Annotated in this window: 9 protein-coding genes, 1 tRNA gene and 2 pseudogenes; 8 read left to right on the plus strand and 4 right to left on the minus strand. The window is 61.6% G+C overall.

Features of this window, described 5'->3' with window-relative positions; translation table 11 throughout:
* From WS62_RS28960 to WS62_RS28975, 4 genes and pseudogenes are all read left to right on the plus strand, one after another.
* Positions 1-112 (plus strand): annotated as a pseudogene (locus tag WS62_RS28960) (IS5-like element ISCARN85 family transposase); the annotation flags it as partial.
* A gap of 254 nt (positions 113-366) precedes the next feature.
* Complete coding sequence (locus WS62_RS28965) at positions 367-1776, plus strand: GNAT family N-acetyltransferase (protein ID WP_231748442.1); 1410 nt, start codon at positions 367-369, stop codon at positions 1774-1776.
* On the plus strand, positions 1736-2200 hold the full coding sequence (locus WS62_RS28970; protein WP_063807600.1) for an ASCH domain-containing protein: 465 nt from the start codon (positions 1736-1738) through the stop codon (positions 2198-2200). The genes WS62_RS28965 and WS62_RS28970 overlap by 41 nt, the downstream gene beginning before the upstream one ends.
* Complete coding sequence (locus WS62_RS28975; RefSeq protein ID WP_066578312.1) at positions 2197-2721, plus strand: ATP-binding protein; 525 nt, start codon at positions 2197-2199, stop codon at positions 2719-2721. Before WS62_RS28970 ends, WS62_RS28975 begins: the two co-directional genes overlap by 4 nt.
* Positions 2722-2866: 145 nt before the next feature.
* On the opposite strand, the gene WS62_RS28980 is transcribed toward WS62_RS28975, so the two are convergent.
* The 4 genes from WS62_RS28980 to WS62_RS28995 all read right to left on the minus strand — a co-directional run bounded on the left by WS62_RS28980 (position 2867) and on the right by WS62_RS28995 (position 6627).
* Positions 2867-4084 carry a tyrosine-type recombinase/integrase gene (locus tag WS62_RS28980; RefSeq protein ID WP_060372171.1) on the minus strand — a complete coding sequence of 406 codons (1218 nt, stop codon included), beginning with the start codon at positions 4082-4084 and terminating at the stop codon, positions 2867-2869.
* A gap of 173 nt (positions 4085-4257) precedes the next feature.
* Positions 4258-4342 (minus strand) — tRNA-Leu (locus tag WS62_RS28985).
* Between the two features lie 107 nt (positions 4343-4449).
* Positions 4450-5601: an ABC transporter substrate-binding protein gene (locus WS62_RS28990; RefSeq protein WP_066578320.1), complete on the minus strand. Its 1152-nt coding sequence runs from the start codon at positions 5599-5601 to the stop codon at positions 4450-4452.
* 84 nt (positions 5602-5685) lie between these two features.
* The gene (locus WS62_RS28995; protein ID WP_006024855.1) at positions 5686-6627 is read right to left on the minus strand and encodes a CysB family HTH-type transcriptional regulator; all 942 of its coding nucleotides are present in this window, start codon (positions 6625-6627) and stop codon (positions 5686-5688) included.
* 219 nt (positions 6628-6846) lie between these two features.
* On the opposite strand from WS62_RS28995, the gene WS62_RS29000 reads away from it, so the two are divergent.
* From WS62_RS29000 to WS62_RS35355, 4 genes and pseudogenes are all read left to right on the plus strand, one after another.
* Positions 6847-8526 carry a nitrite/sulfite reductase gene (locus WS62_RS29000; protein ID WP_066578323.1) on the plus strand — a complete coding sequence of 560 codons (1680 nt, stop codon included), beginning with the start codon at positions 6847-6849 and terminating at the stop codon, positions 8524-8526.
* 22 nt (positions 8527-8548) lie between these two features.
* Positions 8549-9082 carry a DUF934 domain-containing protein gene (locus tag WS62_RS29005; protein WP_066578326.1) on the plus strand — a complete coding sequence of 178 codons (534 nt, stop codon included), beginning with the start codon at positions 8549-8551 and terminating at the stop codon, positions 9080-9082.
* Positions 9079-9828 carry a phosphoadenylyl-sulfate reductase gene (locus WS62_RS29010; protein WP_066578328.1) on the plus strand — a complete coding sequence of 250 codons (750 nt, stop codon included), beginning with the start codon at positions 9079-9081 and terminating at the stop codon, positions 9826-9828. The genes WS62_RS29005 and WS62_RS29010 overlap by 4 nt, the downstream gene beginning before the upstream one ends.
* Positions 9829-9911: 83 nt before the next feature.
* Positions 9912-10095: pseudogene (locus WS62_RS35355) on the plus strand (sulfate adenylyltransferase subunit CysD); the annotation flags it as partial.

A 10095-nucleotide genomic window follows, 5' to 3' on the forward strand; every position in this document is an offset into this window, starting at 1 on the left:
GCTGTTCCGTCGATTGAAGGGCTTTCGTCGCATCTTCTCGCGCTTCGACAAACTCGATCTGATGTTCATTGCCTTTATCAACTTCGCCCTGATTGTCGAAGCCCTTCGATAGTGTGAACACGCCCTAATCGAAAATCCAGAAGAAATGGAATGTGAGCTTGAGCGCATGGCGTTCTTTGCTGCACGTGCGCTTCGACGAACTATCTATGAGAACCCGTGGGTCTAGGGAGCGGGGTGCCCTTCGTTGGGCGGAGTGTCTCAGAAAACGAACGGGGGTAGTCAGGAGTGCCGCAGCGCTTACGGTTCTTGTTAGACACGAATGTCTTGATTCCACTTCAGGATTCGCTTCAAGTACTTGAGGGGAACTTGGCGAACTTTGTTCGCTTGGCAAGCATTGGCGGTCATCAACTGATGTATCACCCCGCCAACATCGCAGACTTCGAGCGGGACAGCAATTCTGAGCGGCGTTTGCGGAACCTTCAGCGCATTAGGCAGTATCCCGCTCTGAATGACCCTGCGCCATGCATTTGGAACACATCCGAGACAGGTCCAAATGACGCGTGTGACAATGAACTTTTATACGCACTTCATTGCGATGCTGTACACGCCTTAGTCACGGAAGATAAAGGTATCCATGCGAAGGCCCGCACACGCGGGCTTGCGCATCGAGTTTATACGGTCCAAACCGCTGAAGATTGGCTAAAGCGCCTTCATGAAACGCGGCAGATCGTCCTGCCAAACATTCAGGATATTCCCCTTCATAGTCTGACACCTGAGTTGCCGGGAGCATTTTTCGACAGCCTACGGAGCGGATATCCGCCTACCACTGGCCGCGTCGGTTTCGATGAATGGTTTCGCGACAAGGCGAGAGAGGATCGACATGCGTGGATATACCGAGACAACGATGGTGTCTTGGGGGCCATCTGTATATACCAGATTAAGAATGATGAGGTTCTGAACGATGCTGGTGAGACTCTTCCAGGCCTGGCCCTGAAGCTATGCACATTCAAAGTTGGCGAACTTGTGCGTGGACGAAAGATTGGCGAGTTATTCCTGAAGGCCGCATTTCGCTTCGCGACTGAGAACCAGTGTGCGCACCTTTTCATCACTGCAAGTGCGGAAAGTCAGGATTACTTGATCCGAGTTCTGATGGATTTTGGCTTCGCGGAGCGTGGCACTTATTGTGGGGACGTGGTGCTGGTCAAGCCGCACCCTGTTTTCCAGCCACCGACGGATGGTGCTGATCCCATCGAGTACGTGCGGCGGTACTTTCCGCACTATCGATCTGATTCGCAGGTGCAGAAATTTTTGGTCCCGATCCAGCCGCGCTATCACGAAATTCTTTTTCCTGACTATGTGTCGCTCCAACCGGGCCTTTTTGCGCCAACGGGCAACGTAGGCAACGCCATCAAGCTAGCGTATCTCTGCCACGCACAGACCAAATCGGTTCGTCCAGGAGATGTCCTGTTGTTCTATCGAACTGATGACGAGAAGGCTGTGACTTCGTTAGGCGTCGTTGAACGATTTGAAGTTTCCTGTGACGGTGCTCAAATCGCAAGCTTGGTCAGTCGCCGTACTGTCTACAGCCTTAGCGAAATCGACGAGTTGGCGAAGAAGCCCACCAAGGTTATCCTCTTTCGACTAGTCGGTCACCTTCCGACCGTCGTTCCGTATGAGCGGCTCATGCAAGACGGTGTTGTGACGGGGCCGATTCAATCTATCCGCAAGGTTTCTGATGTCTCTTTTTCAAGAGTCCTTGCCGCGTCAAGGCGGTAGGGCTGTTCTGCTATCCATCAAGCCCAAGTATGCCGACTTGATACTTGCAGGCTCGAAACGGGTCGAGTTTCGCCGGTCCTGGGCAGCGCAGGATGTGAGCATGATCGTGCTCTATTCGAGTTCCCCGATCCAGAAAATTGTTGGAACTGTCGAAGTAGACGAAATTGTCGTTGCATCGCCGACTTCGCTTTGGAGGACGTGTGTCGAAAGAGGCGGTGGGCTGACGAGGGAAGAGCTTCGGTCGTACTTCGCTGACAAGTCGCAGGGGGTTGCCGTGCTGCTAGGAAAGGTCGTCAAGCTCGCTAAGCATGTCGAGCCTTCGGACGTGTTCGGCAACTTTGTGCCTCCTCAATCGTTTAGATACTTGGATGCGAGCGAGTACATGAAACTTGAGAAGATGACGACGAGAAAGGGCAAGCGATGACGATATTTGTCGGCGGGGTTCATGCCGTTGGCAAGACGTATGTCTTGCAGCCGGTATGTGAAGAACTTGGGGTCCGACATGCAACTGCGAGCCAACTCATCAAAGAGCAGCGAGGACTGGCGAACTGGACCGTTTCGCGGCAGGTCGATGATATCGATGAGAACCAGAGGGCTTTGGTTGCGGCGGTGCAGCGGCTTGAGGAGGCCGGGGAAATGATCGTCCTTGACGGTCATTTCGTGTTACGCCGGAGCGCCGATGTCCATGAAAAGATCGGAGTCGAGACCTTCGCCCAACTCATAGTTCAAGGAGTGATCCTGTTGGAGGCGCCTGGCGAGACCATTGCCGAAAGGCTTCGGCAACGAGGTGACACGACCTGGAAGCAATCTGAAATTGAAGCTTTCGCTCGAAAGGAGTTGGAGCATGCTCAGACCGTCTGCATGCAATTGGGCGTACCGCTTGTGAGATTGTATTCGCCGACCTTGCAGGATGTACGAGATGCGCTCGCGGCACTTGGCGCTTGACTCTTGGCCGCACGATTGCGTCGTCGACCCACATGTTACGACTTGGATAGTTGGCGTGGCACTTCGTGGTGGAACGGCAGCGCTTTTGGGTGCTGCCGCCTTCATTGGATCAGTTGGTGACTGTTGATCAAGGACCGAAACTTGATCAGGCTGCTCGCGCACTGAGCGGAATAACTTCCGCCCCGACTTTTTGCCGCTCAAGATAGTCGGCCCACAGCTGCATCATTGCGCGACGTTCCTTGATGAATTTAGTCCGGTTGTACGCCCCGCCAAGAGCGTCTGGTACAGCGTGCGCTAACTGGTGCTCGATCACTTCCGGCTTTTGTTCAAGTTCTTCGTGCAGGATGGTACGAGCCATCGCACGAAATCCGTGCCCGGTAATTTCGGTTCGTGTGTCATAACCCAAGCGGCGAAGTGCCGCGTTGATCGCGGCTTCGCTCATTGGTCGCTCGGCAGAACGGGCACCAGGGAAAACATAACGGCCGCGACCGGTCAGCGCGTGCAGTTCACGCAAGATGACGACGGCTTGCCGAGCGAGCGGAACGAGGTGATCGGTCTTTGTTTTCGTGACAAGATAACGCCATTCGCCCTTGTCCAAGTCGAACTGGTTCCATTCGGCCTTGCGGAGTTCACCGGGGCGGACGAACAGCATCGGCGCAAGCTTGAGCGCGCAGAGCACCGGAAATGTGCCACTGAACCCGTCGAAAGCCCGCAGCATTTCACCGACCTTCTTCGGATCGGTGATCGCAGCAAAGTGCTTTTCGACTGGTGGCTCAATCGCGTCGAACAAGTCCCTTGCAGGATCGCTTTCGGCCGCGCCCTTCTTGATCGCGAAGCGGAAAACCCGACTGATTTCGCTGCGAACGCGGTGTGCTGTGTACCGCGCGCCCCGCTTGTCGACGCGTTCAAGTACCGACAGAATTTCCGGCGGGGTAATTTCCTTGATGGGGCGAGTGCCAAGCCACGGGAACACGTCCTTGTTCATCCGGGCCAGCGTTTTTTGGTACTGTCCGATTTCTACAACAGTCTTGCGCTTTTCGAGCCAGGCAAGCGCAATCGCTTCAAACGTGTTGTCGGCGCTGAGCTTGCATTCGCGCTTCTCCATCTTCTTCGCTTCGCTTGGATCGATGCCTTCGGCGAGTTTGGAGCGTGCTTCGTCGCGCTTTCTGCGAGCGACGGCCAACGAAACATCGGGGTAGACGCCGAGCGCAAGCAGCTTTTCCTTCTTTGCAAAGTAATACTTGAGCCGCCAGTATTTTTGGCCGCTCGGCATGACTTGTAAGAATAGACCACTGCCGTCGTAGAGCTTCTGAATCTTCTGTCCGGGCTTGGCAGTCCGGATTGCCGTATCGGTCAAGGGCATCAGGGGTATCTCCGCTTGTTGGAGCCTCGAAGTGAGGACATACCCCTAAAAGTACCCCTGCGTATCCCCGGCTTTCAACGAACCGAGCCGGACTCTTCCGGAACGAAATTTCCCTCCGCGCCTTTATTTATCAAGGTTTTTGCGACCGGTCGGGAATTTCGAGGATCATTTGTTGGTGCCCAGGGCCGGAATCGAACCGGCACGCCTTGCGGCGGGGGATTTTGAGTCCCCTGCGTCTACCAATTTCACCACCTGGGCAAACCTGCGCCGCACATGCGATTGCGCGCGGCGAAAAGGCAAATTATTACTGAAATCCCCCACGCGGGCAAGCGTTCTGCTTCCTTCGTTGCGCGGCGGCGGGCGATTCACTGGCTCAGATAGGCGAACGCACCGCGCTTCACGATCCCCATCACGCTCCCACGCCGGTCGAGCCCGACGTGATCCGTAGCGCTCGTATTGACGATGCCGTTCGGCACGACGAGCTCGTGCGCATGCTCGAGCGCGTCGCGCAGCGCCGTGCGGAATGCCGGCGTGCCCGGCTGCGCGGTCTTCAGCGCACGGCCGACCGCGTCCGCGAGGCGCGGGTAGACGCCCGCCGCATCGCCCGCGAACTGCATGACCGAATCGCGGCCGTACTTCGCCTCGTACGCGTCGACGAACGCGAGCGCCGCTTGCTTGGCCGGATGGTCGGCGGGCAGCGTGCGCGCGACGACGACGGGCTGCGTCGGAAACAACGTGCCTTCGACGTCCTTGCCGCCGAGCCGCAAGAATTCGGGCGTCGCGATTCCGTGCGTCTGGCAGATCAGTCCCTTGAAGCCGCGCTCGATCCGCGTGCGCTGCGGCAGCACCGTCGGCGTGCCCGCGCCCGCGATCAGGATCGCGTCCGGTTTCGCGGCGATCAGCTTCAGCGCTTGGCCCGTCACGCTCGTGTCGGTGCGGTTGTAGCGCTCGGTCGCGACGATCCTGAGCTTGCGCAGCTCGGCGAAGCGCGTGAATTCGTCGAGCCAGCTGTCGCCGTAGCTGTCCGCGAAACCGACGAAGCCGATCGTCTTCACGCCGTGGTTCGCCATGTAGCGGGTCAGCACGTCGGCCATCGCGCGGTCTCCCTGCGCCATCTTGAACGCCCACACGCGCTTGCCCTGCTGCGGCTCGACGATCGAGCCGGAGCCGATCAGCGTGATCATCGGTGTCTGCGCGGCGGCGATCGGATCGAGCGCGGCGAGCGCGGCGGGCGTGATGTTCGGCCCGACGACCACGTCGACCTTGTCCTCCGTCACGAGCTTGCGGATGTTGCGCACGGCGACGCCCGGGTCGGACGCGTCGTCGAGCACGATCACCCGCAGCTTCTGTCCCGCGATCGTCTTCGGCCACATCAGGATCGCGTTCTTGCTGGTCTGGCCGATCGTCGCGGCGGGGCCCGTCGTCGACAGATCGACGCCGACCGTCAGGTCGGCGCGCGCCGCGGCGCAGACGAGCGCGAGCGCGGCGCAGGCGGCCGCACGGCGAGCGGGCGGGATGGCTTCATGCGAGGCGGCTCCATGCCGGTTCGGGAACGCAACGCCGCGCGAAGGGGCGCTGCAAAGCAGCGCCCGCCCCGCGCGTCACAGCTCGTAGGTCTCGGCCTCGCCCTTGAGCGCGGTCTCGACGAGCTTGCGGTTGAGCGTCGGCGACAGCAGCTCGACGAGCGTATAGATATAGCCGCGCAGATACGCGCCCTGCTTGAGCGCGACCCGCGTCACGTTGCTGCCGAACAGATGCCCGACCGGGATCGCGCGCAGGTTGCGGTCGCGCTCCGGATTGAACGCGATGTCGGCCATGATGCCGACCCCGAGCCCGAGTTCGACGTAGGTCTTGATCACGTCCGCGTCGATCGCCTCGAGTACGATGTCGGGCGTGAGGCGATGCAACGCAAACGCCTGGTTGATCTTCTTGCGGCCCGCGAACGCGTCGTCGTACGTGATGAGCGGGAACTGCGCCAGATCGTCGAGCGACAGCGGCTTGCGCTCGAGGAGCGGGTGGTCGGCCGGCACGACGGCCGCGTGGTGCCACTGGAAGCAGGGCAGCGACACGAGCTCCTTGTAGTCGGCGATCGCCTCGGTCGCGATCGCGAGGTCCGCCTGGTCGTGGATCACCATTTCGGCAACCTGGGTCGGGCTGCCTTGCAGGATCGACAGATGGACCTTCGGGAAGCGCTTCTTGAACTCGGCGATCGCGGCGGGCAGCGAGTAGCGGGCCTGCGTGTGCGTCGCCGCGATCGTCAGGTTACCCTGGTCCTGCGCTGCGTAATCTTTTCCGACCCTTTTAAGACTCTCGACCTCCTGGAGGATCCGTTCGACCGACGCGAGAATGATCCGCCCAGGCTCGGTCAGCGAGCGCACGCGCTTGCCATGGCGCGTGAAGATCTCGACGCCGAGCTCGTCCTCGAGCTCGATGATGGCCTTCGAAACCCCCGGCTGCGACGTATACAGCGCCTTCGCAGCTTCCGTGAGGTTGAAATTCTGGCGGACGGCCTCGCGCACGAAGCGAAATTGGTGCAGGTTCATTTATAACCCTTCCGCATATCAACAGAATTTTTTAGTCGTTTGAAATATATAGAGAGTTTATTACGATTCCCCGGTGTTTTTCAAATATGGATATCTGTAATCGTCATTAGCAAATGAGCGGCCGGGCGGATGGCCGGCTCGGTGCAGGCGGTGCAGGATTCGGGCGCGGCGTGGCTAGGACGCCGCGCGGTCATATCGAGCAAACCCTGGGGTCCCCGAATGTACCAGTACGATCAGTACGATCAAACGATCGTCGACGAGCGTGTCGCGCAGTACCGCGACCAGGTCCGCCGCCGCTTGTCAGGCGAATTGAGCGAGGACGAGTTCCGTCCGCTGCGGCTGCAGAACGGCCTGTACATGCAGCGCCACGCCTACATGCACCGCATTGCGATTCCGTACGGCAATCTTCGTAGCGACCAGTTGCGCATGCTCGCACGCATCGCGCGCGAGCACGACCGCGGCTACGGCCACTTCTCGACGCGCACGAACATCCAGTTCAACTGGGTACAGCTCGAGGAAACGCCCGAGATCCTCGCGAAGCTGGCTTCGGTGCAGATGCACGCGATCCAGACGTCGGGCAACTGCATCCGCAACATCACCGCCGACCAGTTCGCGGGCGTCGCGCACGACGAGGAAATCGATCCGCGTCCGTGGGCCGAGATCCTGCGCCAGTGGTCGACGTTCCATCCCGAATTCGCATGGCTGCCGCGCAAGTTCAAGATCGCCGTGTCGGGCTCGAGGCTCGATCGCGCGGCCGTGCAGATCCACGATCTCGGCGTCTACCTGAAGAAGAACGAAGCGGGCGAAGTGGTCGCGAGCATCCTCGCAGGCGGCGGCCTCGGCCGCACGCCGATCGTCGGGGCGATTATCCGCGAGAACCTGCCGTGGCAGCACGTCCTCACCTATTGCGAAGCGGTGCTGCGCGTATACAACCGCTACGGCCGCCGTGACAACCTGTACAAGGCGCGGATCAAGATCCTCGTGAAGGCGCTGTCGCCCGCGAAGTTCTCGCAACAGGTCGAAGAGGAATGGCAGCATCTGAAGGACGGCCCGTCGACGCTCACGCAGGATGAGCTCGATCGCGTGTCGCAGTATTTCCAGCCGCCCGTCTACGAAAAGCTCGCCGACACCGACGCGTCGTTCGAGCAGCATCTGCTCGAGAACAAGGCGTTTGCGCGCTGGGTCGAGCGCAACGTCGCGCCGCACAAGGTGCCGGGCTACGCGGCCGTCACGCTGTCGCTGAAGAACCACCGCGTCGCGCCGGGCGACGCGACCGACGCGCAGATGGAGCAGGTCGCCGACTGGGCCGACGAATACGCGTTCGGCGAGCTGCGCGTATCGCACGAGCAGAACCTGATCCTCGCGAACGTGAAGAAGCACGACCTGTTCGCGGTGTGGGAGAAGGCGAAGGCGGCCGGCTTCGCGACGCCGAACGTCGGGCTCCTGACCGACATCATCGCGTGCCCGGGCGGCGACTTCTGCTCGCTCGCGAACGCGAAGTCGATCCCGATCGCGCTCGCGATCCAGCAGCGCTTCGACGATCTCGACTACGTGTACGACCTGGGCGACGTATCGCTCAACATCTCGGGCTGCATGAACTCGTGCGGACACCACCACGTCGGCAACATCGGCATTCTCGGCGTCGACAAGGACGGCGCCGAGTGGTACCAGGTGTCGCTCGGCGGCGAGCAGGGCACGGGCGCGGGCGGCGCGCGCCTCGGCCGCGTGATCGGCCCGTCGTTCTCCGCGGAGGAAGTGCCGGACGTGATCTCGAAGCTGATCGACACGTTCGTCGACGCGCGCGTCGACGGCGAGCGCTTCATCGACACGTACGACCGCATCGGCATCGCGCCGTTCAAGGAGCGCGTCTACGCGGCGCGCCAGACCGCGCACGCGTAACCCAGCGTAGAGGAATCTGCAGATGGCTTTGATTATCAAGAATCGCGAAGTGATCGACGACGCATGGCAAGTCGTGCGCGCGGCCGAAGACGGCGCGCTGCCCGCGGTCGACGCGCTGCCGGCCGGCAGCGTGCTCGTGCCGTTCGCGCTGTGGCAGGCCGAGCGCGAGGCGCTCGTCGCCGCGAAGACGAAGGACGCGCTCGGCGTGTGGCTTGCGCCCGACAGCGAGCCCGCCGATCTCGTCGCCGACTTCGACCGCATCGCGGTGATCGGCGTCGATTTCCCGCGCTTCGCGGACGGCCGCGGCTACAGCATCGCGCGCCTCTTGCGTGAGCGCTACGGCTGGAAGGGCGAACTGCGCGCGATCGGCGACGTGCTGCGCGACCAGCTTCTCTACATGTCGCGCTGCGGCTTCGATGCGTTCGCGGTACGCGCGGACAAGAACATCCACGATGCGCTGAACGCGTTCGGCGAGTTCTCGCAGCGCTATCAGGGCGCGGTCGACAACCCGGCGCCGCTCTTTCGCCGCCGCGCGGCGAGCGGGGTGAGCGCATGAGCGGCACGACGGCACCCGCGCTCACGCCCGAGCTGAGCGCGAAGATCGAACGGCTCGACGCGCTGCTCGCGCAGATCGCCGAGCGTCATCCGAAGGTCAAGTTCGCGAGCAGCCTTGCGGCGGAGGACATGCTCGTCACGCACGCGATCCTGTCGAAGGGCGTGGCGATCGGCGTCTTCTCGCTGAACACGGGCCGCCTGCATGCGGAGACCGTCGGCATGATCGAGCGCGTGCGCGAGCGCTACGGCTACGAGATCGAGCAATTCCGTCCGCAGCAGGACGCGGTCGACGCGTACGTCGCCGAGCACGGCCTGAACGCGTTCTACGACAGCGTCGCGCTGCGCAAGCGCTGCTGCGAGATCCGCAAGGTCGAGCCGCTCAACCGCGCGCTCGCGGGCGTCGAAGCCTGGGTGACGGGCCAGCGGCGCGAGCAGTCGGTCACGCGCGCCGAGCTTCACGAGGAAGAGCGCGACGCCGCGCGGGGGATCGCGAAATACAACCCGCTCGCCGACTGGACGGAAAGCGACGTATGGGCGTACCTGAAGGCGTTCGACGTGCCCGTCAATCCGTTGCACGCGCGCGGCTATCCGAGCATCGGCTGCGAGCCGTGCACGCGCGCGATCCGTCCCGGCGAGGACAGCCGCGCGGGCCGCTGGTGGTGGGAGTCGCGCGACACGAAGGAATGCGGGCTGCACATCACGATCACGCCCGTGCCGTCCGCCGGTGCCGAATCCGCCTCCGCCTGAGCGGAGCCGGCACATAATAAGATAGCCAGATTGCTGCGCCGACGGTCAACCCGGCGGCACAAACCCAGACAAGGACCGTAATCATGAGCACGACGCTCGAACAATCCGCTTTTGCCCCGCCCGCCGGCGCGTCGTCCAGCCGGATGGGCCACCTCGACTGGCTCGAGGCCGAGTCGATCCACATCTTGCGCGAGCTCGTCGCCGAGTGCAGCAAGCCCGCGCTGCTGTTCTCGGGCGGCAAGGATTCGGTCGTCGTGCTGCATCTCG

This window comes from Burkholderia sp. ABCPW 14 (genome assembly GCF_001523835.1).
Taxonomy (GTDB): Bacteria; Pseudomonadota; Gammaproteobacteria; order Burkholderiales; family Burkholderiaceae; genus Burkholderia; species Burkholderia mayonis.

What these genes read in the sequence shown, in the direction of transcription:
- WS62_RS28970 (WP_063807600.1), top strand. Translation starts at nt 1,736, where the DNA reads ATGTCTCTTTTTCAAGAGTCCTTGCCGCGTCAAGGCGGTAGGGCTGTT.
- WS62_RS28975 (WP_066578312.1), top strand. Translation starts at nt 2,197, where the DNA reads ATGACGATATTTGTCGGCGGGGTTCATGCCGTTGGCAAGACGTATGTC.
- WS62_RS28980 (WP_060372171.1), bottom strand. Translation starts at nt 4,084, where the DNA reads ATGCCCTTGACCGATACGGCAATCCGGACTGCCAAGCCCGGACAGAAG.
- WS62_RS28995 (WP_006024855.1), bottom strand. Translation starts at nt 6,627, where the DNA reads ATGAACCTGCACCAATTTCGCTTCGTGCGCGAGGCCGTCCGCCAGAAT.
- WS62_RS29000 (WP_066578323.1), top strand. Translation starts at nt 6,847, where the DNA reads ATGTACCAGTACGATCAGTACGATCAAACGATCGTCGACGAGCGTGTC.
- WS62_RS29005 (WP_066578326.1), top strand. Translation starts at nt 8,549, where the DNA reads ATGGCTTTGATTATCAAGAATCGCGAAGTGATCGACGACGCATGGCAA.
- WS62_RS29010 (WP_066578328.1), top strand. Translation starts at nt 9,079, where the DNA reads ATGAGCGGCACGACGGCACCCGCGCTCACGCCCGAGCTGAGCGCGAAG.